Source organism: Pseudomonas sp. TH07 (genome assembly GCF_016651285.1).
Taxonomy (GTDB): domain Bacteria; phylum Pseudomonadota; class Gammaproteobacteria; order Pseudomonadales; family Pseudomonadaceae; genus Aquipseudomonas.
Window position 1 is genome coordinate 5,045,344 of the sequence record NZ_JAEKED010000001.1, and the last position, 23,904, is coordinate 5,069,247.

Here is a 23,904-nt window from a genome sequence, read left to right on the forward strand (position 1 = left end):
GGGGCGCTGTCGCAGGCTCGGGCCGCGTTCGGACGCTGGCCCTCAAGACCGCCGCAAGGCACCAGGTGTGCCTGCGGCGTGCCCATGACCCGCTCAATCGTCGGTTTTGCGGCGCCCCACCAGTTTCATCACCACCACAAAGAACACTGGCACGAAAATCACCGCCAGGGTCGCGGTGATCATGCCGCCGATCACCCCGGTGCCGATGGCTTGCTGGCTTGCCGAGCTGGCGCCGGTGGCGATGGCCAGGGGCACCACGCCGAGGATAAACGCCAGGGAGGTCATGACAATCGGCCGCAGCCGCAGGCGCGCCGCTTGCACCGTGGCATCCACCAGGTCGTGGCCTTCGTCGTACAGGCTCTTGGCGAACTCGATGATCAGGATCGCGTTCTTCGCCGACAGGCCAATGATGGTGATCAGCCCGACCTTGAAGAACACATCATTGGGCATGCCGCGCAAGGACACCGCCAACACCGCGCCCAGCACCCCCAGTGGCACCACCAGCAGCACCGACGTCGGGATCGACCAGCTTTCATACAGCGCCGCCAGGCACAGGAACACGATCAACAGCGACAGCCCCAGGAGCATCGGCGCCTGGCTGCCCGACAGGCGTTCCTGCAGCGACAGCCCGGTCCACTCCTGGCCCAACCCGGTCGGCAGTTGCTCCACCAGGCGCTGTATTTCGGCCATGGCTTCGCCGGTGCTGTGGCCCGGGGCCGGTTCGCCGGAAATGCTGATCGCCGGGTAGCCGTTGTAGCGGGTCAACTGCGCCGGGCCCTGGACCCAGTGCGCGCGGACGAACGCCGACAGCGGCACCATCTTCCCGGCGTTGTTGCGCACGTGGATCTTCATCAGGTCGGCAACCTGGCTGCGCTGATCGCCTTCGGCCTGGACCACCACCCGCTGCATGCGGCCCTGGTTGGGGAAGTCATTGATATAGGCCGAACCAATGGCCGTGGACAGCACGTTGCCGATATCGGCAAAGGAAATGCCCAGGGCGTTGGCCTGCTTGCGGTCCACCTCCAATTGCACCTGAGGCGCTTCGGCCAGTGCGCTTTCGCGGACGTTGGTCAGGATCGGGCTTTTTTCCGCCGCCGCCAGCAACTCGCTGCGCGCTGCCATCAACGTCGCATGCCCCAGGCCGCCGCGGTCCTGCAAGCGGAACTCGAAGCCGCTGGAGGTGCCCAGGCCGTCGATGGGCGGCGGCAACACGGCGTAGGCCACCGCGTCCTTGATCTCGCTGAGGGCCGCGTTGGCCCGATCGGCAATCGACATCGCCGAATCGTCGCTGCCCCGGGACGACCAGTCCTTGAGGGTGGTAAAGGCCAGCGCCGCGTTCTGCCCGCTGCCGGAGAAGCTGAAGCCGAGGATCACCGTGCTGTCGCCAATCCCGGGTTCACCGGCGTTGTGCGCTTCGATCTGTTCCACCACCTGCACCGTGCGGTTCTTGCTGGCGCCGGGTGGCAACTGGATATCGGTGATGGTGTAGCCCTGGTCTTCCACCGGCAGGAACGAGGAGGGCAGGCGGCTGAACAGCAGCCCCAGGCCCACCAGTAGCACGCCATACACCAGCAGGTAGCGTCCGCTGCGTTTCAGCGCGTGCACCACCCAGCTCTGGTAACCCTCGCTCAGGCGTTCAAAGCGGCGGTTGAACCAGCCGAAGAAACCACGTTTTTCGTGGTGCTCGCCCTTGGCCAGGGGTTTGAGCAGGGTCGCGCACAGCGCCGGGGTCAGGGTCAGAGCGAGAAAGGCCGAGAACAGGATCGAGGTCGCCATCGACAGCGAGAACTGCTGATAGATCACCCCCACCGAACCCGGCATGAACGCCATGGGGATAAACACTGCCACCAGCACCAGGGTGATGCCGACAATGGCCCCGGTGATCTGCTGCATGGCCTTGCGCGTGGCCTCCTTGGGCGACAGGCCCTCGTTGGCCATGATCCGTTCGACGTTCTCCACCACCACAATGGCGTCATCCACCAGGATGCCGATGGCCAGCACCATGCCGAACATGGTCAGCACGTTGATCGAGAAACCCAGCAGCAACATGGTGGCAAAGGTGCCCATCAGCGCCACGGGCACTACCAGGGTCGGGATCAGGGTGTAGCGGATGTTCTGCAGGAACAGGAACATCACCGCGAACACCAGCACCATGGCTTCGACCAGGGTGTAGACTACTTTGGTGATCGAGACCTTGACGAAGGGCGAGGTGTCATAGGGGATCTTGTATTCCACGCCGGCCGGGAAGTAGCGCGCCAGTTCGTCCATTTTCGCCCGCACCCGGGTCGCGGTGCTCAGGGCATTGGCCCCGGGAGACAGCTGCACGCTGACCGCAGTCGACGGCTTGCCGTTCAGGCGCGTGGAAAACTGATACTCCTGGCTGCCGATCTCGACCCGTGCCACATCGCCGATGCGCACGGTAGAACCGTCCTGATTGGCCCGCAGTACGATGTCGGCGAACTCCTGGGGCGTCGACAGCTGGCCCTTGACCAGGATCGAGGCGGTGATTTCCTGGGTCGAGCGGGTCGGCAGGTCACCAATGCTGCCGGCCGAGACCTGGGCATTCTGCGCGGCGATGGCGGCGCTGACATCGGCCGGGGTCAGGTTGAAGCCGATCAGTTTCTGCGGGTCGACCCAGATGCGCATCGCCCGTTCGGACCCATAAAGCTGCGCTTTGCCGACGCCATCCAGGCGGCGGATCTCGTTCATCACGTTGCGCGCCAGGTAGTCGCTCAGGGCCACGTCATCCAGGCGTCCGTCGCTGGAGGTCAGGGTGATCAGCAGCAGAAAGCCCGCCGAAACCTTTTCCACCTGCAGGCCTTGCTGGGTCACGGCCTGGGGCAGGCGTGGCTCGACCGCCTTGAGCCGGTTCTGCACGTCGACCTGGGCCATCTCCGGGTTGGTCCCGGGCTGGAAGGTGGCGGTGATGGTGGCGCTGCCGAGGCTGCTCTGGGATTCGAAATACAGCAGGTGATCGGCGCCGTTGAGTTCCTGTTCGATCAGGCTGACCACGCTTTCGTCCAGGGTCTGGGCCGAGGCGCCGGGGTAGGTGGCGTAAATTTCCACCTGTGGCGGGGCGACGTTGGGGTATTGCGCCACCGGCAATTGCGGAATGGCCAGGGCACCGGCCAGCAGGATGAACATCGCGACCACCCAGGCGAATACCGGACGGTCGATAAAGAATTGCGGCATGGGGGTTCCTACCTACTGAGCAGCCTGGGCGAGGGGGAGAGGGCTGTCGTCGATCTGTACCTGCTCGCCGGGGCGGGCGTGTTGCAGGCCTTCAACCACAATGCGGTCACCGGGCTTCAAGCCCTGGGTGACGATCCAGCGGTCCTGCTGCACCTGGCCCAGTTGCACCGGGTGCTGGCTGACGCGCAGGTCGCTGTCCAGCAGCAGCACCTGGGCGATGCCGGCGCTGTCGCGCAGGATGGCCCGCTGCGGCACGCTGATGCCTTGCTGGTTCACCGCCTGTTCCAGGCGCACCCGGACGAAGCTGCCGGGCAGCAGGTCAAGGTCAGGGTTGGGGAATTCACTGCGCAGGATGATCTGCCCGGTGCTGGGGTCGACGCTGATATCGGCGAACAACAGCTTGCCCGGCAGCGGGTAGAGGCTGCCGTCGTCCTGGATCAGGGTGGCCTTGGCCTGGTCCTGGCCGACCTGCTGCAACTGCCCGGCACGGAAGGCCCGGCGCAGGTCATTGAGTTCGCGGGTCGATTGGGTCAGGTCGGCATGGATCGGGTCCAACTGCTGGATCAGCGCCAGGGGCGTGGTTTCGTTCTGCCCGACCAGTGCGCCTTCAGTCACCAGGGCGCGGCCGACGCGGCCGGAAATCGGCGCAGTGACGGTGGCGTAGCCCAGGTTGAGCCGGGCCCGCTGCACCGCCGCCTGATTGGCCGCGACCTCAGCGGCGGTCTGGCGGGCATTGGCCCGGGCGTTGTCGTACTCCTGGCCGCTGATGGCCTGGTCGTCGACCAGTTGGGCGTAGCGCTGTTCCTGCAAGCGTGCCTGGAACGCATTGGCTTCAGCCTTGCGCAGGCTGGCCAGGGCGCTGTCGAGGTCGGCCTTGAACGGCGCCGGGTCGATGCGGAACAGCACCTGGCCCTGCTTGACGTCACTGCCCTCGCGGAAGGTGCGTTGCAGCACCACGCCGGCCACCCGGGCGCGGACCTCGGCGATGCGCGGCGCGGCAATCCGCCCGCTCAGCTCACTGCTGATCGACAGCGGCCGGGCCTCGATGGTTTCAACCCGGACTTTGGCCGCTGGCGGTTGTTGTTCACTGTCGGCGGAAGGGCCACAGGCGCTCAGGGTCACGGCCAGGGCGACCAGGCCAAGTTGCGCAAACAGGTTTTTCGACATGCTGATACCCCAATAATGACCCCGGCATGCTAAGGGCAAGGGTCAAGGGGCGCTGTGAAGCTCTGTAGGTGCTGTGTGAAAAAGTGTGAAGCGGGCACGCGCTGGGGCCCGAGGTTGTATATCCTTTGTGCCCCTCGTGAACTTTCGCCGCATGCTCGTCGGCAATTTCTGGACGTCCCCATGCCCAATATTCTTCTGGTCGAAGACGACACCGCGCTGTCGGAGTTGATCGCCAGCTACCTGGAGCGCAACGGCTACCAGGTCAACGTGATCAGCCGCGGTGACCAGGTGCGCGAACGGGCGCGGGTCAGCCCGCCGGACCTGGTGATTCTCGACCTGATGCTGCCCGGGCTCGACGGCTTGCAGGTGTGTCGCCTGTTGCGCTCCGACTCGGCGACCTTGCCGATCCTGATGCTCACCGCCCGTGACGACAGCCACGACCAGGTGCTGGGCCTGGAAATGGGCGCCGACGACTACGTGACCAAACCCTGCGAACCCCGGGTCCTGCTGGCCCGGGTACGTACCCTGTTGCGCCGCAGCAGCCTCAGCGAACCTCAGAGCGCCAGCGACCGGATCCTGATGGGCAACCTGTGCATCGACCTTTCGGAGCGCAGCGTGACCTGGCGCGAGCAGCCGGTGGAGCTGTCCAGCGGTGAATACAACCTGCTGGTGGTGCTGGCGCGGCATGCCGGCGAAGTCCTGAGCCGCGACCAGATCCTGCAACGCTTGCGCGGCATCGAGTTCAACGGCACCGACCGCTCGGTGGACGTGGCGATTTCCAAGCTGCGGCGCAAATTCGACGACCACGCCGGCGAGGCGCGCAAGATCAAGACCGTATGGGGCAAGGGCTACCTGTTCAGCCGCTCCGAGTGGGAATACTGAGTCCATGCTGCGGATCCTGATCCGGCTGTACCTGATCACCATCGTCACCTTCAGTGCCGCCATCTACCTGATCCCCGACCTGGTGGTCAGGGTGTTTCACGATCGTTTCCTGAATTACAACCTGGACCAGTCCCGGGGCCTGCAAAACCTCATCATCAAGCAGTTTCACGCAGTGCCGGCCGAGCAGTGGCTGAGCCTGGCGGCGCAGATGGACCAGGAGTTCCAGCCGCTGCACGTGGCCCTGGTGCGTATCGATGACCCCGACTTCAGCCTGTATGAGCGCGAGCGCCTGGAGCGCGGGGAAAATGTCGTGCGTGTCGGCGACTGGGGCTGGCGGACCCTGGCGGTGGCGCCGCTGGATGGCCAGCAGGCGGTAAAGCTGGTAGTGCCGCCGGACCCGCTGGACGTCAACCTGCTGTACTGGAGCATCAACGTGCTGATTGGCGCGGCGTTGCTGGCGTGCCTGCTGTTCTGGCTGCGCCCGCACTGGCGCGACCTGGAGCGGCTCAAGCGCACGGCCGAACGCTTCGGCAAGGGCCACCTGGGCGAACGCACGCACATCGCCGCCAGTTCCAACATCGGCAGCCTGGCCCATGTCTTCGACACCATGGCCGGGGATATCGAAAACCTCCTCAACCAGCAACGGGACTTGCTCAATGCGGTGTCCCACGAGCTGCGCACGCCCCTGACCCGGCTCGACTTCGGCCTGGCCCTGGCGCTGTCCGACGACCTGCCGGCGCCGAGCCGCGAGCGCCTGCAGGGCCTGGTGGCCTATATCCGGGAACTGGATGAACTGGTGCTGGAACTGCTGTCCTACAGCCGCCTGCAAAACCCGGCGCGCCTGCCGGAGCAGGTCGAGGTGGCACTGGACGAGTTCATCGACAGCATCCTGGGCAGTGTCGACGATGAGCTGGAATCACCGGACATCGTCATCGATGTACTGCTCAACGGCTCCCTGGAGCGGTTCACCCTCGACCCGCGCCTGACTGCGCGGGCGATCCAGAACCTCCTGCGCAACGCCACGCGCTATTGCGAGAAGCGCATCCAGATCGGGGTCCAGGTCAGTGCCGAGGGCTGCGAGATCTGGGTCGATGACGATGGCATCGGAATCCCCGAGGCCGAGCGCGAACGGGTGTTCGAACCCTTCTACCGCCTCGACCGCAGCCGCGACCGTGCCACCGGTGGTTTCGGCCTGGGCCTGGCCATCAGCCGGCGGGCTCTGCAAGCCCAGGACGGCACGCTGACCGTCGAGGCCTCGCCGTTGGGCGGAGCGCGTTTTCGCCTGTGGCTGCCCAACCCCTAGGCGGGGTTCCCGGTGCTGGCATCGGGCTGAAACTGACATTTTCTTCATGGGCCGCCAGGGGCGGGCAGGGCTAAGCTGAGCGCCATCGGCGATCCATCAGGAGCAGCGGACCATGAGCGAATCAAAGCCTGCCATTCACCATTCGGCAGCCGACGGCTACAAAGGCGCGGCGGACACCTATGTGCGCGGCCGGCCGGATTACCCGCCGCAACTCGAGCAATGGCTGCGTCACACCCTGGGCCTGGGGCCTGGCCAGGTGGTGCTGGACCTGGGCGCGGGCACCGGCAAGTTTACCGGCCGGCTGCTGGCCACCGGCGCGAAGGTGATCGCGGTGGAACCGGTGGCGCAGATGCGCGCCAAGCTGGCGGCGGCCCATCCTGCGGCCGAGGCGCTGGATGGCAGCGCCCTGGCAATCCCGCTGGCTGATCAGTCACTGGACGCGCTGGTCTGCGCCCAGGCCTTCCACTGGTTTGCCAGCCGCGAGGCGCTGAACGAGATGCAGCGCGTGCTCAAGCCTGGCGGCCGGCTGGGCCTGGTGTGGAACCTGCGCGATGCCCGGGTGCCGTGGGTCGAGTGCCTGGACAGGATCGTCAACGCCCTGCAGGGCGATACCCCGCGCTACTACACCGGGGCCTGGCGCGCAGCCTTTCCCCATCCTGGCTTTACGCCCTTGCAGGAACAGCACTTCAGTCACGGCCACAGCGGCGCGGTGCAGGACGTGTTGTTCAATCGGGTGCGCTCCACCAGTTTTATCGCAGCCCTGGGTGAGACGGAGCGGGCGCTGATCGATCGCCAGATCCAGGTCCTGATCGACAGCGAGCCTGAGTTGCGAGGCAAGTCGCAGCTCACGGTGCCCTACGAAACCGCGGCCTTTTGCGCGATAAAACGTTGATGGGGGCATAGCGGCCTGGATCGGGCCGCCAGGGCGCTGCCAGTCCCGCTTTTGGCCGATGCGCTGCCTTACTGCGTGGCGGCCGTGCTTGCTATAGTTCGGCCCTCATTTTCTGCCCAGTAAAGGATCACTGCCATGTCCGAATATCAAGCCTTTCGCGTCGAACTTGCCGACAACATCGCCCATGTGCAGATCAACCGCCCGGAAAAGATCAACGCCATGAACGCCGCGTTCTGGAGCGAGATCGTCGACATCTTCCGCTGGATCGACGACACCGACGCCGTACGCGTGGTGGTGCTCAGTGGCGCCGGCAAGCATTTTTCCTCGGGCATCGACCTGATGATGCTGGCCGGGGTGGCCAACGAGCTGGGCAAGGACGTTGGGCGTAACGCCCGTCTGCTGCGGCGCAAGATCCTCAATCTGCAAGCCTCGTTCAATGCCGTGGACAATTGCCGCAAGCCGGTGCTGGCGGCGATCCAGGGTTACTGCCTGGGCGGTGCCATCGACCTGATCGCCGCCTGCGACATGCGCTATGCCGCCGAGGATGCGCAGTTCTCGATCAAGGAAATCGACATCGGCATGGCCGCCGATGTCGGCACTTTGCAACGTTTGCCGCGTATCATCGGCGACGGCATGTTGCGTGAACTGGCTTACACTGGCCGCACCTTCGGTGCCGAGGAAGCGCGCGGCATGGGCCTGGTCAATCGCACCTACAGCGACGCCGCCAGCCTGCTTGACGGGGTGATGGGCATTGCCCGCGAGATCGCCGGCAAGTCGCCGATCGCCATCACCGGCACCAAGGAAATGATCAGCTACATGCGTGACCATCGCATCGACGATGGCCTGGAATACATCGCCACCTGGAACGCCGCCATGCTGCAATCCACTGACTTGCGCGTGGCCATGGCCGCCCATATGAGCAAACAGAAACCCGAATTTCTGGATTGAGTGACTATGACTTCACGCTGGACCACAGCAGTACTGGATATCGACCTTCCCGGCGGCTGGGCCGTGGCCCGCAGCCGGGATGGTTTTCTGTTCGACGACAATGGCGCGCTGTTTCCCCGGGAATGGCTCAAGCGCCAGGACCTGTCGATCCTCACCGAGCACGGCATCGGGCATCTGGATGGCGAGCCGGTGTACCTGCTGGAGCTGAGCCATTCCAGTGAAGTACCGGGCTGCAGCTGGAAAGGCTTGCGGGCATTCATGCTCGAAGGCGACCACACCCTGTACAAGGTCCTGGGTTATGCCGCGCAGATCGGCACCTGGGCCCGCGAGCACCGCTTCTGCGGCAACTGCGGGCAGCCGACGCATCAAGTACCCCGGGAGCGGGCGATGTACTGCGAGCCCTGTGACTTGCGCAGTTACCCGCGGATTTCGCCGAGCATGATCGTGCTGATTACCCGTGGTGACGACGTGCTGCTGGCGCGCTCGCCGCGTTTTGTGACGGGGGTCTACAGCACCCTCGCCGGTTTCGCCGAGCCGGGGGAGTCGGCGGAGGAATGCCTGATTCGCGAAGTGCGCGAAGAAGTGCAGGTCGAGGTGCAGAACATCCAGTACGTCGGCAGCCAATGCTGGCCGTTTCCCCATTCGATGATGCTGGGCTTTCACGCCGAGTACGCCGGTGGCGAGATCGTGCCCCAGGCCGATGAGATCGAAGACGCGCAGTGGTTCAACATCCGCAACCTGCCGCCATTGCCCGCCTCGCGCTCGATCGCCCGTTACCTGATCGACCTCTATGTCGCCCAGCGCCTGGGCCAACCCGAGCCCATCCTCCCCACCTGAGCAGAGCGCTTGTAGCCGCTGCCGCAGGCTGTGCTGGCCACCCGCGACACACAACACTTCAGGACTAACGCTGGCGCCTACATCGGCCAGCGCAGCCTTGCGCTGGCCATCCGCAACAACGCATCGCTTCAGGAATCACGCAAGCTCGCTCAGCGGTTACAAAGGGCTGTCAGGCGACGCTGAACCAGTGTTGCCAGGCCAGGCGTACGGTCAGGCCCAGGACCACGGTGATGAACACCGGGCGAATGAATTTGGCGCCGCCACTGATGGCGGTGCGAGCACCGAAGAAGGCGCCGACCATCACCGATAGGCCCATGCACAGGCCGATGATCCAGTCCACCTGCCCGGAAAACACAAACACCGACAACGCCGCGGCGTTGCTGACGAAGTTCATGCTGCGCGCCACACCGCTGGCCTTGACCAGGTCGATGGGGTAGAGCAGCAGGCTGCTGACGGTCCAGAAGGCACCGGTGCCGGGACCTGCAATGCCGTCGTAGAAGCCCAGGCTGAAGCCCTGGGTCGATTGCCATTTCTTCTTGATCGGAGCATCGCTGTCCAGCGGCGCTTTGGGCGTGCCACCAAACAACAGATACAAGCCGCAGGCAAAAACAATCACCGGCAGCATCTTGTTCAGCCACTCGGCGGGCAGGTAATGGGCGACCACCGCACCCACCAGTCCACCCACCAGGGTGCCGACGATGGCGTGGGTCCACTGCCGTGGATGGAACAGCTTGCGGCGATAGAAGGTAAAGCTGGCGGTGGCCGAGCCGAAGGTCGAGCTGAGCTTGTTGGTGCCCAGCACCAGGTGGGGCGGCAATCCGGCGGTGAGCAGTGCCGGGGTGGTGAGCAGGCCGCCACCGCCGGCAATGGCGTCGATGAAGCCGGCGATAAAGGCTACGAAGGTGAGAATGGCGAGGGTGGTCAGGTCTACGCTGAGTTCGAAAGGCATGGGTTCGGCTTATTTCGGCGGGAAGCGCAAAGGGGGCTGCGCGAAAGACCGACATATTACCTGCAACCCAGGTCGCCACGCGACCGTGACCGACGCTATTGCACACTGGCCGCAGCCAGGCCCCCTTCGCCAAAGGGACCCAGCTGCAGTGGCCTAGGCCTTCTGCGGCCCGTTGCCGATCTGCCAGACAAAGGGTGGTTCGTTGCCATTGACCACCCAGTCGCCGATGATCCGCGCCTTGTAGATCACCGGGTTGTGCGAGGACACGGTACGAGCATTGCGCCAATGGCGGTCGAGGGCCTTGCCCTGGCGGATGTCCGACGCCCCCAGAGCGTTGAACAACTGGGTGGTGGCCCGCTGGATCAGTTCGCTGACCACCACCTGGGCGGTGGCCGATTCGATTTCCGCGGCGACATTGGCTTCACGCTCCAGCGCCTCATCCACGGCAAAGCGTGCCAGGTAGGCACGTTGCGCGGGCTCTGCGGCGCGCACGGCGCTGGCTTCGGCGGCGTACACCCAGGCGGCGACTTCGCCGACCACCTGCTGCACCTGGGGGTCTTCGCTGACCCGCGGCGCATTGCCGTGGCTGTAGATGCGCTTGCGGCTGCGTACTTCATGGGCCACGTCGCGCAGCGCGGCGCGCCCGATCCCGGCCAGGGTGGCCAGCAGCACCAGTTGATAGAAGGCGGTCTGGTACTTGAAGCGGGTGGCGAAGTCGATGACGTTCTCGGCGTCGACCGCAGCATCGCGAAAGCGCGAAGTGCCGCTGCCCGTGGTGCGCTGGCCGAAGCCGTCCCAGTCATCGCTGTGCTCGATGCCCGGTTGGCGCGCACGCACGGCCGCGATTACATCGCCGCCGGTGTCGCTGCGCTGGGCGTAGACGTCGATCCAGTCAGAGAAAATGCTGCCGGTGCTGTAGAACTTCTCGCCATTGAGCTTCCAGGCGTCGCCGTCGGGCGAGACCTTGGTGACCACATCGCCAATCGCCACGTTGCCGATCTCGGTCCAGGCGCAACCGACGATGTCGCCCTCGACGAAACGCTTGAACCACAGGTCCCGTCCCGGACCCGGGGCGGCGTTGAGGCGGTCCTCGGCAAAGGCGAAGTGCCCGCGCAGGGCCTGCGGCACATTGGAATCGGCTTCAGCCAGCTCGATCAGCAGCTGGAACAGTTGCGGCAGGGACGCGCCGCCGCCACCGTACTCCACCGGCACCCGCACCGCGCCGAACCCGGCCTGCTTCAGCCACTGGATCGGTTCATGGGGCAGGCTGCGGTTTTGCTCGCGCTGTACTGCGCCGTCGGCGATCTGCTTGAAGATCGGGCGAAAGCGCGCGGCCAGGGCCTCGTAGTCGACGCCAATGGACAGCGGGTTGATTACCTGGTGTTCAGTCATGGGACAGTTCCTTGAATCGGCAGTTGAAGAGCAGGTGTCTGCCCAGACGTTTGCACACTCCATGCCGCAGTTGCAGGCCCCGGTTTTCCTGGGGCTGGCGCTGGCTGTCGGGCTGGTAACTGTTGCTCGGCCAACAGCGCTTCAACAAATCGCTGTCTTTCATGGGAAGTGGCCGGGGTTTGGCGCGGCATCCGTCAGGCCGCGAATGCCCCTCGCAAAACAGCCCCCGATGGCTGTACTCCGCCCGCTGCAGCCCATGCAGCCCGGGCCTGCAGGCGCAGCCCTGGCAACTGGCACGCTTGCTGCTCTGCTAGCCATACCTTCTCTAGTCCCGAGGACAAGCCAATGAGTCAGCAAGCCGTCAAATTTGCCTACTGGGTGCCCAACGTCAGCGGTGGGCTGGTGGTCAGCAAGATCGAACAACGCACCGACTGGGGCATCGACTACAACCGCAAGCTGGCGCAACTGGCCGAAGCCGCCGGCTTTGAATACGCCTTGACCCAGATCCGCTTCACTGCCGGTTACGGTGCCGAGTTCCAGCATGAGTCCGTGGCGTTCAGCCATGCGCTGCTGGCCGCCACCAGCACGCTCAAAGTGATCGCGGCGATCCTGCCCGGGCCATGGAAGCCGGCGCTGGCGGCCAAGCAATTGGCGACTATCGACCAACTGACCAATGGCCGCATCGCGGTCAACATCGTCAGCGGCTGGTTCAAGGGTGAATTCCAGGCCATCGGCGAGCACTGGCTGGAACACGATGAGCGTTATCGCCGTTCCGAAGAGTTCATCCGCTCGCTGAAGGGCATCTGGTCCCAAGACAATTTCACCTTCAAGGGCGACTTCTACCGGTTCGACAACTACAGCCTCAAGCCCAAGCCCCTGGGCCAGCCGGAGGTCTTTCAGGGCGGCAGTTCACGGGCGGCGCGCGACATGGCGGCGCGGGTGTCGGACTGGTACTTCACCAACGGCAACACGCCGCAGGGAATCAAGGCCCAGGTCGACGACATCCGGGCCAAGGCCGCGCTGAACAACCATTCGGTAAAAGTCGGGGTCAATGCCTTTGTCATTGCCCGGGATACCGAGGAAGAGGCCCGCGCAGTACTGGCGCAGATCATCGACCAGGCCGACCCCGAGGCCGTCAACGCCTTTGGCGATGCGGCAAAGCAGGCCGGCAAGGCCTCACCGGAAGGCGAAGGCAACTGGGCCAAATCCACCTTCGAAGACCTGGTGCAGTACAACGACGGCTTCAAGACCAACCTGATCGGCACCCCGCAGCAGATCGCCGAGCGCATCGTCGAACTCAAGTCGGTGGGGGTGGACCTGGTGCTGGCGGGCTTCCTGCACTTCCAGGAAGAGGTGGAGTACTTCGGCAAGCGGGTGTTGCCACTGGTGCGCGAGCTGGAAGCCAAGGCCGCGGCGCAACGCGAACAGGCCGCCTGATTCGCCGCGCGGGGCCGGCAGCGCCCCGCGCAGGCCTCGGTTACAACCCCAGCTCGCTGAGGCCCGGATGATCGTCCGGGCGCCGGCCCAAAGGCCAGTGGAACAGCCGTTCGCTGGCCTTGATTGGCAGGTCGTTGATGCAGGCGTAACGCTTGGCCATCAGGCCGTGCTCGTCGAACTCCCAGTTTTCATTGCCGTAGGAACGGAACCAGTTGCCGGAGTCGTCATGCCATTCGTAGGCATAGCGCACGGCGATGCGGTTATCGGCAAAGGCCCAGAGCTCCTTGATCAATCGGTAGTCCAGCTCCTTGGCCCATTTGCGGGTCAGGAAGGCCTTGGCCTGGGCGCGGTCATGGATGAACTCGGCGCGGTTGCGCCATTGGGTGTCCAGGGTATAGGCCAGGGACACGCGCTCGGGGTCGCGGGAGTTCCAGCCGTCTTCGGCCAGGCGAACCTTGTGCAGCGCCGACTCGCGGCTGAACGGGGGCAGGGGCGGACGAACTTCTGGGGCAGATGACATCGGGCGTCTCCAGTCATGGTTGCGTGCAGGGAGTGTTTACACCCTTGTCGCGCTGGCGCCAACTGCCGGCCCGCCGCCATGGGTCGTCGGCAGCATCGATAGCGGCCGTGACGACAGCCACAAGACCCGAGCGGTCGCTTGGTGTAAGCTCGTCGGCTCTTTGGATTTCGAGCCACTGCGAGCCCTATGCCGTCGCTTTTCAAACGCTCCCTGCTGCCCAAACTGCGCAGCTTTCCGTTGACCGCCGATGCCGTCACCATTCTTTCCGGCGCCGCCGAGTTCCGCCGCTGCTTGCTGGAACAGATCGCCCAGGCTACCCAGCGCATCTATATCGTCGCGCTGTACCTGCAACAGGACGAAGCCGGGCAGGAAATCATGGATGCCCTGCACGCCGCCAAGGCTGCCCGTCCCGAGCTGGACGTGGTGGTGGTGGTTGATTGGCTCAGGGCCCAGCGCGGCCTGATCGGCGCCGGCAAGCAGCCGGGCAACTCGGCCTGGTATCAGGACATGACCCGTACCCACGCCAGCGAAGTGCCGGTGTACGGGGTGCCGGTGCAAACCCGCGAGCTGTTCGGCGTGTTGCACCTCAAGGGTTTTGTGATAGACGACTGCGTGATCTACAGCGGCGCCAGCCTGAACAACGTCTACCTGCACAAATTCGACAAATACCGTTTCGACCGTTACCACCTGTTGCGCAACCAGGCCCTGGCCGACTCCATGCAGCACCTGGTGCAGCACGGCCTGGTGGCCTCGCGTGCGGTGCATCGCCTGGACCTGCCCGGCCTGCCGACCACCCGCAGCCTGCGCAACGACATCGGCGACCTGCGCAGCCGCCTCAAGCATGCGGCCTATGACACCAGCGCCGGGAGCGTGACCAAGGGTGAATTGTCGGTCAGCCCGTTGCTCGGCGTGGGCAAGAACAACCCGCTGAGCCGGGTGATCTGCGAACTGATCGCCAGCGCCCAGCAGCAGCTGACCATCTGCACCCCGTATTTCAACCTGCCGTTGGCGGTCACCCGCGAGATCAACCGGGCCCTGGCCCGTGGGGTGAAGATCGACATCATCGTCGGCGACAAGACCGCCAACGACTTCTACATCCCGCCGAGCGAGCCGTTCAAGGTCATCGCCGCGCTGCCGTACCTCTACGAGATCAGCCTGCGCCGCTTTGCCAAGCGTCATCAGCGCGCGATCGACAGCGGCCAGCTCAACCTGCACCTGTGGCGCGACGGCGATAACACCTACCACCTCAAGGGCATGTGGATCGACCAGCGCTACACCTTGCTCACCGGCAATAACCTCAATCCGCGGGCCTTCCGTCTCGACCTGGAAAACGCCTTGCTGCTGGACGACCCCAAGGGCGAGCTGCTGGAACCGCGGCGAGTCGAACTGGAGGAAATCTTCCGGCACACCCGGCGCATCGAGCACTTCCAGAACCTGGAAAGCCTGGTCGACTACCCGGCGGCGGTGGGCAAGTTCCTGCGCCGGGTCAGCCGGGTACGGATCGAACGCCTGCTCTATCGCATCCTCTGAACCGGCCGGCGCCCGTGACCACTAGGCTGCGGTCACGGGCGCTGCCCGGTCAAGCGGGCCGGGGCGGGGTCTTGCTGTCCGGCCACAGGGCCACCAGGATCAGCAGCAGCGCTGCCATCAGGTACGGCAGCCGTGGCTCGACGGCATAGATCAGGGCGCCCGTCAGCGGTCCGATCACCGCCCCGAAACCTTGCGCCGCGCCAATCGAGCCGGCAGTAGCCCCTTGCTCCGAGGCCTCCACGGCATTGGCGGCGAGAGCCGAGAACGAGGGGAAGATGCCGCCCATGCCCGCCGCCGCTACAAAATACGCCAGCCACAGGCCCCAGGCGCTGTCCACCAGCATGCTCCCGGCATAACCGCAGGCGGCGATCAGGGCGCCGACGCGGATCATCCGCAACGGCGGCCATTCCAGCTTGCGCACCACCAATTGCGCGCAAATCAGCGCCACCCCGACCATGGCCAGGGCAATGCCGGCGGCTTGCGCAGCGTCGGCCGGGTTCAGACCGAGACGGTCAAGGGCATAAAAGCTGACGGTGATCTGCGACACCGACACACACAGCATCGCCACGAATGCCACCGCCATTGGCTGGCGCAGGCGTGGATCGGACAGGCGCACCGAACGTGGCGGCTGCTTGAGGTGCAGCTCCTGGCGCGGCAGCTTGAACAGCAGCACCAGGAAGGCAATCAGCGGCAACAGGGCCATGGCATACAGCGGCAGACTCAGGCTGACCCTGGCCAGCATCGCGGCAAACGCCGGCCCCAGGACCAGGCCCACGGCATTGGCGGCACCCAGGGTGGCCATGGCGCGGGCACGGTGCTCGGGTTCGACGTTATCGGCGATCAGGGCGAAACCGCCCACCGGCACCGCGGCATAAAACACCCCGACCAGGCCACGCCCGAGCATCAGCCCGAGAAAGGCCAGCCACATGCTTGGCAGCACCCGCAGGGAGACGTCGATAAACAGGCACAAGGCCCAGTAGGCGAGGGTGAAGCCGGCCGTGCCGACCAACAGCACCCGACGCCGGCCAAAGCGATCGCTGGCCGCGCCCCAGGGCCGGGCCAGAAGCACCCAGATCACCCCGGACACGGTCACGGCGGCGCCGGCCTGCCAGGTGGCCAGTGCCAGCTCGCGCGACAGTGGGCCGATCAGGGAAACGAACGCCATCATCGACATGGTGCAGGCCATGTACGCGATCATCAGTGGGAACAGTTTGAACGGGGTGGCGGTCAGCGGCTGAGTGGTGGTGGCCGTTGAACTGGGCATAAAAAATCATCCATGAGGGGCGGGCGTTTCGCGACCTTATACAAGCAGCGGGCGAAGGCTCAGGGTTATTGGCGCGGCTGATGGTAGCCCGACAGGGCGCGGGCGGGTACAGGCGAGTGTGTGCAGATGCTTGGCAATGGCGCGGGCAAAGCCGCCGCCGCAGGCATGGGCTGCCTGCGCGACAGGGGCCGCAGAGCCCGGGGCAGGGCCTGCGGCAGCGACAGCGGGGGTCAGTTCAGGCCCAGTTTGCCGCGCAGGGTCGACAGGTCTTCAGCCAGGGTGTTGACCGGGCCCACCAGCGCCTTGCGATCGTTTTCCTTGACCTTGTCATAGGTCTGGAAGCCACCGTCGGCGGTTTTGTACTTGGCCAGGATCTTGTTCACCGTGGCGAAGTTCTTGTCGACCTTGGCCACGAAAGCCTTGTCCTGCTTCTCTATCTGCGGACGGAACAGGTCGACGATTTTCTTCGCGCCGTCGATGTTGCCCTGGAAGTCATACAGGTCGGTGTGGCTGTAGCGGTCTTCTTCACCCGAGATCTTGGTCGCGGCCACTTCTTCAAGCAGGGCGGCGGCGCCACCCACGACTTTTTCCGGAGGGAAGGTCAGGCCGGCGACGCGGGTCTGCAGGTCCTTGACGTCCTTGTTCAGGCCGTCGGCCAGCTCATCCAGGCCCTGGGTGCTGTTTTCCGAGAACAGTGAGTACTCCAGGCGGTGGAACCCGGTGAAGTCCTCGGCCTTGACGCCTTTCTCGTGGTCGTCGACCCGGGAGTCGATGGACGCATCGAGGTCACTGAACAGCTCGGCAATCGGCTCGATCGACTCGTAGTACACGCGGGTCGGGGCATAGAGCTTCTTGGCGGTGGCCAGGTCGCCTTTTTTCACCGCGTCGGTGAATTGCTGGGTGTGGCTGGCGAGCTCGTCGAGCTGCTCGGTGACGTAGATCTTGTAGTCGGAAATCGGCCCCACCAGTTCCAGCGGCGACGTGGCGGCAAAAGCCGAAAGCGGAACATGGAGCAAGCCAAGGGTCAGCAACACAGCGAGAGGCGACTTTTTCATGGGACGTTTCCGTGGGGGGGTGGGTTGTTTCAAGCAGAGGTTTTGGGTTGGGTGGCGTTGAGCAATGTGCGACCGATAAAGTCCTGGTCGCCGGTCACGCCCGGCAGGGTGAAGAAATAACCGCCGCCGACCGGCTTGAGGTATTCCTCCAGGGGCTCGCCATTGAGCCGGGTCTGGACCGCAATGAAGCCTTGCTCCAGGTCAGCCTGGTAGCAGATGAACAGCAGCCCCATGTCCAGCTGACCGTTCTTGTTGACGCCGTTGGAGTAGTTGAACGGTCGGCGCAGGATCAGGTTCTTTTCGGTTTGCGCGGTGCGCGGATTGGCCAGGCGAATGTGCGCATCGAGCTTGGTCAACTTGCCGTGGGGGTCCTGCTGGTAGTCGGGGACCTGGGTTTCGTGCTGGCCGCCCATGGGCGCGCCGGTGGTCTTGATCCGGCCGATGATGCTCTCCTGCTCCTGCAGCGGCGTGCGGTCCCAGCGCTCGACAAAGTTGCGGATGATGCGCACTGCCTGATAGCTGCCGTGGGCGGCCCAGGCCGGTTCGTCGCTGCCCGGCTGGACCCATACCAGCCGCGTCATGGCGCTCTGGTCGTTGGAGTCGGGGTTGGCCGAACCGTCGCGAAAGCCCAGGAAATTGCGGGCGCTCTGCGCCGGTTCGCCGGCACGGACCGGGGCCTGGGGCGGCACGCTGCCTTCCTGTTTCCAGCGCACCAGCAGCAGGTCCGGCAGGTTTTTCACGATGTCGCGCAGGGCGTGAATGTTGGTGTCGGTGGTGTTGGAGCAGAACTGCAGGCTCAAGTCGCCATGGCAGCAGTCGGCCTCCAGGGCATCGTTGGGAAAGCCGACCATGCGGATCAGGCGCTTGGGCTTGGCGTCGCCCAGGCCGAAGCGCTCATCGAACAGCGACTCGCCGACCGAGACGGTGATGGTCAGGTTGTCCGGGGTCACCACCGGGCCCAGGATGCCGGAGTCGGGCGGTGGCAGTTTCGGGTCGATCTCGGCCACCGGGCCGCCCCGCATCAGGAAGCTGATGCGTTCGTTGAGAGTACGGAACAGGCGCTCCAGGTCGTCGCGGTCGCTGGCCAGGACGTCGAACGACACCAGCATGCCGGCTGCCGGGCGCGGGGTGACGATGCCGCTCTGGTGCTGACCGTGGAAGTCGTGGCGGTCCTGGGTCTTGTCGCTGCTCGGCGCCTCGGTGACCTGAGCCGGTGTGCTGGCGGCCATCGCCGGGCAGCTCAGGGCCGAGCCGGCCAGGGCGACGCCGGCGGCGCCCATGCCCAGCAGCACGCGGCGACGCTGAGCGGAAAATGACGGTTGCTGCTGATCTGAATCGTTCATTTCACAAAGTCTTCTGCTTACAGGCCGGACAGGCCAAGGGCGGGATCGATGGCATCCAGTGCGTCGGCCAGTTGCTTGGCCTGGTCGGCAATCTGCTGGCGCTGAGTGGCATTGACGCTGTCGTAGGTGCGGTAGCCGTCGCCTGCGCGCAAGGCGGCGAACTGGGCCTCCAGGCCGCTGATGGCGGTGTCGATTGGTGGCAACAGCTCGGCGGCGGCCTTGCTCAACAAGGGCCGCAACAGGTCGATGACCTTGCGCGTGGTTTGCAGGTTGCTGGCAAAGCCATTGAGGTCGCTGTGGCTGTAGCGTTCCTCTTCACCGCTGACCGCGCGCACTTCAGCCAGGCTGCGCACGTTGCGGGCGACCACGCTGACCAGTTGCTCAGGTGGCAATGACTGGGCCAGCAGTTGCTGCTTGAGGCTGCTGACATCGTCGAGCAGGCGCTGGGCCACGGGGGCCATGCCGCTCAGGTCGCGTTGCTGGAACAGGGCGTATTCGAGGCGGTGGAAACCCTGGAATTGCGGATCCTGCTCGCGCTTTTCAAAGTAGTCGGCGCGGGCATTGATCGCGTTGTCCAACTCGGCCAGGCGTTGCGCGGCCGGGGCCAGGCGCTGGTAGGCCGCACGGGCCGGCAGGTACAAGGCCTGGGCCTGTTGCAGGTCGCCTGCGGCCACGACTTGCTGCAGGGCGGCGACCGCCTTGATCAGGGCGCTGCTCTGGCTGCTGAGGTAGACCCGGAACTCCGAGAGCGGGCCGATAAAGGCCACCATCGACGGGCGCGCCTTGGCATTGGCGTCGGACTCCGCCGTCGGCGTCACGTGCAGGGTGCCGCGCGGGTTGCTCAGCAGGCCGCAGGTGATGGCGTAGTCGCCGGGCAGCAGGTTGGCGTTGATCACCTGGCTCAGGCCCGGGGCGATGTTCTCGCGCTCTTCGACCACCAGCACGCCGTCGAGGATTTCCCATTCCACGGCACGTTCGGAGCGGTTGACGATCCGGAAGCTCGCTCGCCCGGCCGGCACGCTCAGGGCGTTGGGCTCGCAGCTGTGGGGGTGGATGGTGACAGTGATTTCACCCTGGTTCTGGTTGCTCTGGCGCTTGCTGGCCGCGAGCTGCGAGGCGTAGTAGAACAACCCGCCGGCGGCGATCATCACGATCACCGAACCGGCTACCGCCCAACGCAGAGCGCGGGGGGGCGAGGCCTGTGGGGATGCTTGCTGGGTCATGGAGAGCCTTACTGACTGGAAACGGAAGACGAGGAACTGGCCGGTTTGGCGGGCGGGGCGCTGGGCAGGAAGAACAGCACCAGGGTCACCACCAGGTACAGCAGGTAGGCGCCCAGGGTGCTGATGGTCGGCGCATCCTGGTAGCCGAACATGCCGGCCAGGACCGAGCCCAGCGGGCCGTCCATCGGCAGGCTGGCGCTGAAATCGAAGAGCACGGTTTGCAGGTGGTTCCAGACGCCTGCTTCATGCAGGGCCTGCACCGAGTTGGCGAGGATCCCGGCGGCGACCACCAGGATAAACAGCCCGGTCCAGCGGAAGAACGCGCCGAGGTTCAGGCGCATGCTGCCGGTGTAGATCAGGAAGCCGACGATGATCGCCAGGATCAGGCCGAGCAGGGCGCCTATGGGGGCGGCAGGGCCTTCGCTCTGCTGGAACACTGCGAGCAGGAAGAACACGGTCTCCAGGCCTTCGCGGGCCACGGCGAAAAACACCATGGTGATCAGCGCGGTGACCTGGTGCTTGGAGCCCGCCAGAGCGTGGTCCAGGGACACATGCAGCGAATGCTTGATGGAGCGCGCCACCTTGCGCATCCAGAACACCATGGAACTGAGGATGCCTACCGCCACCAGCCCGACCACGCCTTCGAACAGTTCCTGCTGCTTTTGCGGGAATTCCGCGCTCATCAACTCCAGGCCGCCGCCGACCAGCAGGGCCAGGGCTGCGGCGAGGAAGACGCCGATCCACACTGCGGGCATCCACTGGCCACGGCCGGTCTGCTTCAGGTAGCTGGCGATGATGCCAACGATAAGCGCGGCTTCAATGCCTTCGCGCAGCATGATCAAAAAGGGAACGAGCATTCAGCACCGGCGGGGAAGGAGTCAGGGGTTCAATTTGTAACATAATGATACTCATTGCTGAATGACTATTATTGCTATCTCCTGAACATGGGCTGAACGGGACTCGTTTACAAACAGCCAGGCCCCGCCTATGACGGCGTGGCGTTGAATCTGAATGAAATTGCCGTTCGTCGCCCACAACGCGCCCGGGTTCTGGGCGCGGCAGGCGAGGCGTGGATTGATCGCGGGGGAGGATGCAGAAGGCCGGTTTAGAGCGCCAGGAATGGTCTAGCCAAGGTTCTGCTCGGTCAGCCGTTGCACCGCCAGGCGGCGGTAGTGGGACGGGGTCATGCCCTTGAGCTGCTGGAAACGCCGATTGAAGTTGGAGATGTTGTTGAAGCCGGATTCGAAACACACATCGGTCACCGGCTTGTCGCCGTCGGCCAGCAACTCGCAGGATTTGCTGATCCGCAGGCGATTGACGAACTCGACGAAGCAACGCCCGGTGGCCTGCTTGAACACCCGGGAGAAATAGGTGGGTTTCATGCCCAGGTAGTCGGCGACTTCTTCCAGCGGCAGTTCCCGGGCGTAGTGAGTAAAGATGTAGTCCACCGCACGGTTGGTGCGATCCACATTGTGTTCGTCGGCCAGTTGCACGTTGGTTGCGCCGGACAGCAACTGAAAGTCGTCACTGGCCGCCAGCAGCTCCAGCAGAATGAAAAAGTGCCCCAGGCGCGTGACGCCGCTGGAGTCGGCGATGCGCTGCATCAGGTTCATGGCCTGGGCAATGGTGCGCTTGCAGCGGAACTCGATGCCGTATTGCGCGCGCTCCAGCAGCGGTGCGAGGTTTTTCAGCTCGGCGAAAACCTGGTAGCCGCTTTCGAACAACTCGTCGGTGAAGTTCACCAGCATGTCGCGCTTGGGCACCACTTCATCCTCGGCCACCTGGCTGATCCAGTTATGGGGCAGGTTGGGACCGGTGAGGAACAGGGATTCGGGGTAGAAGTTGCCGATGTAGTCACCGATGAACACCTTGCCCGAGCTGGCGACGATCAGGTGCAGCTCGTATTCCTTGTGAAAGTGCCAGCGCACCAGGGGGCAGGGAAAACCGTGCTGGCGATAGATGACCGACAGGCCGTTGTGGTCGTCCATCAACTCGTAGGAAGGGTCGGTGATTTTCGCGGATCGGCTCATGGCGCAGGGCTTTTCTTGTTGTTGGCTCGACGGATAATGCCCTCTGCCATCTCCTGGCACCAGTGCCTGCGGCAGCGGCTACTGAGTCGGGATGCGGTTTTTGGCTTCGATCCACTGGGCCATGTACTGGGTACTTTTATGGTGATGGTGGCGCAGCATGGCGCCGGTGAAGTTGTCGCGGCGCAGTTGGGCCAGGTTGGCCCGGCATTCGGCCAGGCGCTGGATCAGGGCCGGGCCGTGCACTGGCTGGCGGTAGCGGGCGGCGAGCAGTTGCTGGCCCTGTTGCTGGGCCTGGTGCCAGGCTGCCGGGTCTTGGTACAGGCTGACTGCCGCCGCTGCCAGGGCCGTGGCCGATTGCGCGATGGCTCCCGGCCAGGGTTCATCGGCGTGCATGGCTTCGGCGCCGACCGGGGTGGTAATGCTCGGCGTACCGCAGAGCATCGCATCCACCAGCTTGCCCTTGATCCCGGCCCCGAACCGCAGGGGCGCCAGGCAGATGCGCGCGGCACTCATTACCTGCAACGCGTCCTCGGCCCAGTTCATGATGTGAAAGCCTTGCCCCGGGTTATGCAGCGCCGCCGCCTTGGGCGGGGTGTAGGCGCCATATAGATGCAACTGGGCGCCGGGCAATTGCTGGCGGATCAGCGGCCACAGGCTGTTCTTCATCCACAGCACCGCATCCCAGTTCGGCGCGTGGCGAAAGTTGCCGATGCTGAGAAAGTGCGCGCGCTCCTCATAAGGCACAAAGCGCTCCGGCATCTGCTCCAGCATCAGCGGGCACCAGTGCAGCAGGGCCGGCGGCAAGTTGAAGTGCTCGACCAGCAACTGGATCTCAAACTCGGAAATCATCAGGTTCAGGTCGCAGCGATAGATCGCGGCAATCTCGCGCTTGGCCAGGTCGGTCTCGGCCATGTTCTCGAATTCTTCCCGCAGCGCCGGGGCGAACAGGGCGCTGAAATCGTCGCTGTCAGTGCTGTCTTTCAGGCGCTGTTTGAGCCGGTCGTGGCGCGCGTGGCGCAGGCTCTGCAGGTCGGAGGTCTCCAGTACGCGCAAGGCGTTCGGGCAATGCTGCTCAACGCGCCAGCCGAACTGCTCCTCCATCATGAACTGATCGAACAGCACGATATCCGGCGCCAGCTCGGCGACAAAGCGGTCGAAGCTGCTGTTGTTGAGCTCGATCGGGCATTCACGAATGCCCAGGGCCGCCAGGTTTTCCTTGTGTTCACCTTCATTGGCCGGGCTGCTGAAGGTGATGTCCCAGCCCTGTTCGAGGAAGGTCTGGAGGATCTGCATCATGTGTCCGCCCGCAGCGGAGGAACGGGGCTCAGGCCAGACGTAACCAATGATCAGGACTTTGGTTGCGGCGGTCGGACTCATGAGCGGGTATTCCTGGCAGGCGTGGGGGAAATCGGGGCGCAATTAAACCACAGCTGGGCGTCAGCGCCGCGATCAACGCAGCGCCGTCAGCTTGGCTCGGGCGGGAAGGGCAGGGTCAGCCTGGGTCGGCAGGCGCAGCCATCAGGCGAGGATGGAACGCACCTTGTCACGCAATTGGTCGATGGAGAACGGCTTGCCGATAACCGACATGCCGGGCGGCACTTCGATGTTTTCGGCATAACCGCTGGCAAACAGAATCGGCAGGCTCGGGCGCAGTTCCCGGGCGCGTGCGGCCAATTGCTTGCCGTCCATGCCGGGCAGGCCGACGTCGGTCATCAGCAGGTCTATGGTCAGGCTGGTGTCTTCGAGCAGTACCAGAGCGGCCTCGCTGCCGTCGGCTTCCAGTACCTTGAACTCAAGCTCTTCGAGCACGTCGACGATCAGCATGCGCACGATGGTGTCGTCTTCGACTACAAGGATGGTGGAAGCGATGCTGGACATAAAAGGACACTCTCGGAAAATTGAAATCGGTAGGCCGGGGCCGGAAAATCGCGGCCTCTTGC

General features: G+C 64.6%; 21 protein-coding genes. 7 read left to right on the forward strand and 14 right to left on the reverse strand.

All coding sequences use genetic code 11. The features are described from left to right. Nucleotides 1-93: 93 nt before the first annotated feature. Together JFU57_RS23090 and JFU57_RS23095 are read right to left on the reverse strand one after the other, a co-directional pair. The gene (locus tag JFU57_RS23090; protein WP_201130884.1) at nt 94-3,192 is read right to left on the reverse strand and encodes an efflux RND transporter permease subunit; all 3,099 of its coding nucleotides are present in this window, start codon (nt 3,190-3,192) and stop codon (nt 94-96) included. A 12-nt stretch (nt 3,193-3,204) separates the two neighbouring features. Then, complete coding sequence (locus JFU57_RS23095) at nt 3,205-4,359, reverse strand: efflux RND transporter periplasmic adaptor subunit (RefSeq protein WP_201130885.1); 1,155 nt, start codon at nt 4,357-4,359, stop codon at nt 3,205-3,207. Between the two features lie 180 nt (nt 4,360-4,539). On the opposite strand from JFU57_RS23095, the gene JFU57_RS23100 reads away from it, so the two are divergent. The 5 genes from JFU57_RS23100 to nudC all read left to right on the forward strand — a co-directional run bounded on the left by JFU57_RS23100 (nt 4,540) and on the right by nudC (nt 9,221). Beyond that, complete coding sequence (locus tag JFU57_RS23100; RefSeq protein WP_020298020.1) at nt 4,540-5,241, forward strand: response regulator transcription factor; 702 nt, start codon at nt 4,540-4,542, stop codon at nt 5,239-5,241. 4 nt (nt 5,242-5,245) lie between these two features. Next, a complete protein-coding gene (locus JFU57_RS23105) occupies nt 5,246-6,544 on the forward strand; it encodes an ATP-binding protein (RefSeq protein ID WP_078472259.1) in 1,299 nt (432 codons plus the stop codon). Nucleotides 6,545-6,656: 112 nt separating this feature from the next. Beyond that, on the forward strand, nt 6,657-7,436 hold the full coding sequence (locus JFU57_RS23110) for a class I SAM-dependent methyltransferase (protein WP_201130886.1): 780 nt from the start codon (nt 6,657-6,659) through the stop codon (nt 7,434-7,436). A 135-nt stretch (nt 7,437-7,571) separates the two neighbouring features. Continuing rightward, a complete protein-coding gene (locus tag JFU57_RS23115; RefSeq protein ID WP_201130887.1) occupies nt 7,572-8,384 on the forward strand; it encodes a crotonase/enoyl-CoA hydratase family protein in 813 nt (270 codons plus the stop codon). Between the two features lie 6 nt (nt 8,385-8,390). Beyond that, nucleotides 8,391-9,221 carry an NAD(+) diphosphatase gene (gene nudC, locus JFU57_RS23120; RefSeq protein ID WP_201130888.1) on the forward strand — a complete coding sequence of 277 codons (831 nt, stop codon included), beginning with the start codon at nt 8,391-8,393 and terminating at the stop codon, nt 9,219-9,221. Nucleotides 9,222-9,390: 169 nt separating this feature from the next. On the opposite strand, the gene JFU57_RS23125 is transcribed toward nudC, so the two are convergent. From JFU57_RS23125 to JFU57_RS23135, 3 genes are all read right to left on the reverse strand, one after another. Continuing rightward, the gene (locus JFU57_RS23125; RefSeq protein ID WP_078472263.1) at nt 9,391-10,170 is read right to left on the reverse strand and encodes a TSUP family transporter; all 780 of its coding nucleotides are present in this window, start codon (nt 10,168-10,170) and stop codon (nt 9,391-9,393) included. Between the two features lie 153 nt (nt 10,171-10,323). Next, a complete protein-coding gene (locus tag JFU57_RS23130; protein WP_201130889.1) occupies nt 10,324-11,562 on the reverse strand; it encodes an acyl-CoA dehydrogenase family protein in 1,239 nt (412 codons plus the stop codon). Further along, on the reverse strand, nt 11,555-11,725 hold the full coding sequence (locus tag JFU57_RS23135) for a hypothetical protein (protein WP_201130890.1): 171 nt from the start codon (nt 11,723-11,725) through the stop codon (nt 11,555-11,557). Before JFU57_RS23135 ends, JFU57_RS23130 begins: the two co-directional genes overlap by 8 nt. Nucleotides 11,726-11,907: 182 nt before the next feature. On the opposite strand from JFU57_RS23135, the gene sfnG reads away from it, so the two are divergent. Next, nucleotides 11,908-12,999 carry a dimethylsulfone monooxygenase SfnG gene (gene sfnG / locus JFU57_RS23140; RefSeq protein ID WP_078472265.1) on the forward strand — a complete coding sequence of 364 codons (1,092 nt, stop codon included), beginning with the start codon at nt 11,908-11,910 and terminating at the stop codon, nt 12,997-12,999. Nucleotides 13,000-13,039: 40 nt separating this feature from the next. On the opposite strand, the gene JFU57_RS23145 is transcribed toward sfnG, so the two are convergent. After that, on the reverse strand, nt 13,040-13,519 hold the full coding sequence (locus JFU57_RS23145) for a nuclear transport factor 2 family protein (RefSeq protein WP_078472266.1): 480 nt from the start codon (nt 13,517-13,519) through the stop codon (nt 13,040-13,042). 186 nt (nt 13,520-13,705) lie between these two features. On the opposite strand from JFU57_RS23145, the gene pssA reads away from it, so the two are divergent. Then, complete coding sequence (pssA, locus tag JFU57_RS23150; RefSeq protein WP_078472267.1) at nt 13,706-15,049, forward strand: CDP-diacylglycerol--serine O-phosphatidyltransferase; 1,344 nt, start codon at nt 13,706-13,708, stop codon at nt 15,047-15,049. A 49-nt stretch (nt 15,050-15,098) separates the two neighbouring features. Here pssA and JFU57_RS23155 read toward each other — a convergent pair whose 3' ends face one another. The 8 genes from JFU57_RS23155 to JFU57_RS23190 form a co-directional block, all read right to left on the reverse strand. Next, entirely contained in the window at nt 15,099-16,313 is a 1,215-nt protein-coding gene (locus JFU57_RS23155) for an MFS transporter (RefSeq protein WP_201130891.1), read from the reverse strand. Nucleotides 16,314-16,543: 230 nt separating this feature from the next. Next, nucleotides 16,544-17,368, reverse strand: coding sequence for an iron uptake system protein EfeO (gene efeO, locus JFU57_RS23160; protein ID WP_078472269.1), 825 nt, complete (start codon nt 17,366-17,368; stop codon nt 16,544-16,546). A 29-nt stretch (nt 17,369-17,397) separates the two neighbouring features. Then, the gene (gene efeB / locus JFU57_RS23165) at nt 17,398-18,711 is read right to left on the reverse strand and encodes an iron uptake transporter deferrochelatase/peroxidase subunit (protein ID WP_201130892.1); all 1,314 of its coding nucleotides are present in this window, start codon (nt 18,709-18,711) and stop codon (nt 17,398-17,400) included. Nucleotides 18,712-18,728: 17 nt separating this feature from the next. Further along, nucleotides 18,729-19,934, reverse strand: coding sequence for an iron uptake system protein EfeO (gene efeO / locus JFU57_RS23170; RefSeq protein WP_201130893.1), 1,206 nt, complete (start codon nt 19,932-19,934; stop codon nt 18,729-18,731). 8 nt (nt 19,935-19,942) lie between these two features. Beyond that, entirely contained in the window at nt 19,943-20,791 is an 849-nt protein-coding gene (gene efeU / locus JFU57_RS23175) for an iron uptake transporter permease EfeU (protein WP_201130894.1), read from the reverse strand. A 267-nt stretch (nt 20,792-21,058) separates the two neighbouring features. Further along, nucleotides 21,059-21,964: an AraC family transcriptional regulator gene (locus JFU57_RS23180; RefSeq protein WP_078472273.1), complete on the reverse strand. Its 906-nt coding sequence runs from the start codon at nt 21,962-21,964 to the stop codon at nt 21,059-21,061. 78 nt (nt 21,965-22,042) lie between these two features. Beyond that, nucleotides 22,043-23,341 (reverse strand): glycosyltransferase, encoded by a 1,299-nt coding sequence (locus JFU57_RS23185; protein WP_201130895.1) that lies wholly within the window; start codon nt 23,339-23,341, stop codon nt 22,043-22,045. 141 nt (nt 23,342-23,482) lie between these two features. Beyond that, nucleotides 23,483-23,842, reverse strand: a complete 360-nt coding sequence (locus JFU57_RS23190) for a response regulator (RefSeq protein ID WP_078472275.1) — start codon at nt 23,840-23,842, stop codon at nt 23,483-23,485. Between the last annotated feature and the right edge of the window lie 62 nt (nt 23,843-23,904).

Excerpts from the sequence above, each read along its gene's own strand:
- JFU57_RS23090 (WP_201130884.1), bottom strand. The coding sequence starts at position 3,192 with ATGCCGCAATTCTTTATCGACCGTCCGGTATTCGCCTGGGTGGTCGCG.
- JFU57_RS23095 (WP_201130885.1), bottom strand. The coding sequence starts at position 4,359 with ATGTCGAAAAACCTGTTTGCGCAACTTGGCCTGGTCGCCCTGGCCGTG.
- JFU57_RS23100 (WP_020298020.1), top strand. The coding sequence starts at position 4,540 with ATGCCCAATATTCTTCTGGTCGAAGACGACACCGCGCTGTCGGAGTTG.
- JFU57_RS23105 (WP_078472259.1), top strand. The coding sequence starts at position 5,246 with ATGCTGCGGATCCTGATCCGGCTGTACCTGATCACCATCGTCACCTTC.
- JFU57_RS23110 (WP_201130886.1), top strand. The coding sequence starts at position 6,657 with ATGAGCGAATCAAAGCCTGCCATTCACCATTCGGCAGCCGACGGCTAC.
- JFU57_RS23115 (WP_201130887.1), top strand. The coding sequence starts at position 7,572 with ATGTCCGAATATCAAGCCTTTCGCGTCGAACTTGCCGACAACATCGCC.
- nudC (WP_201130888.1), top strand. The coding sequence starts at position 8,391 with ATGACTTCACGCTGGACCACAGCAGTACTGGATATCGACCTTCCCGGC.
- JFU57_RS23125 (WP_078472263.1), bottom strand. The coding sequence starts at position 10,170 with ATGCCTTTCGAACTCAGCGTAGACCTGACCACCCTCGCCATTCTCACC.
- JFU57_RS23130 (WP_201130889.1), bottom strand. The coding sequence starts at position 11,562 with ATGACTGAACACCAGGTAATCAACCCGCTGTCCATTGGCGTCGACTAC.
- JFU57_RS23135 (WP_201130890.1), bottom strand. The coding sequence starts at position 11,725 with ATGAAAGACAGCGATTTGTTGAAGCGCTGTTGGCCGAGCAACAGTTAC.
- sfnG (WP_078472265.1), top strand. The coding sequence starts at position 11,908 with ATGAGTCAGCAAGCCGTCAAATTTGCCTACTGGGTGCCCAACGTCAGC.
- JFU57_RS23145 (WP_078472266.1), bottom strand. The coding sequence starts at position 13,519 with ATGTCATCTGCCCCAGAAGTTCGTCCGCCCCTGCCCCCGTTCAGCCGC.
- pssA (WP_078472267.1), top strand. The coding sequence starts at position 13,706 with ATGCCGTCGCTTTTCAAACGCTCCCTGCTGCCCAAACTGCGCAGCTTT.
- JFU57_RS23155 (WP_201130891.1), bottom strand. The coding sequence starts at position 16,313 with ATGCCCAGTTCAACGGCCACCACCACTCAGCCGCTGACCGCCACCCCG.
- efeO (WP_078472269.1), bottom strand. The coding sequence starts at position 17,368 with ATGAAAAAGTCGCCTCTCGCTGTGTTGCTGACCCTTGGCTTGCTCCAT.
- efeB (WP_201130892.1), bottom strand. The coding sequence starts at position 18,711 with ATGAACGATTCAGATCAGCAGCAACCGTCATTTTCCGCTCAGCGTCGC.
- efeO (WP_201130893.1), bottom strand. The coding sequence starts at position 19,934 with ATGACCCAGCAAGCATCCCCACAGGCCTCGCCCCCCCGCGCTCTGCGT.
- efeU (WP_201130894.1), bottom strand. The coding sequence starts at position 20,791 with ATGCTCGTTCCCTTTTTGATCATGCTGCGCGAAGGCATTGAAGCCGCG.
- JFU57_RS23180 (WP_078472273.1), bottom strand. The coding sequence starts at position 21,964 with ATGAGCCGATCCGCGAAAATCACCGACCCTTCCTACGAGTTGATGGAC.
- JFU57_RS23185 (WP_201130895.1), bottom strand. The coding sequence starts at position 23,341 with ATGAGTCCGACCGCCGCAACCAAAGTCCTGATCATTGGTTACGTCTGG.
- JFU57_RS23190 (WP_078472275.1), bottom strand. The coding sequence starts at position 23,842 with ATGTCCAGCATCGCTTCCACCATCCTTGTAGTCGAAGACGACACCATC.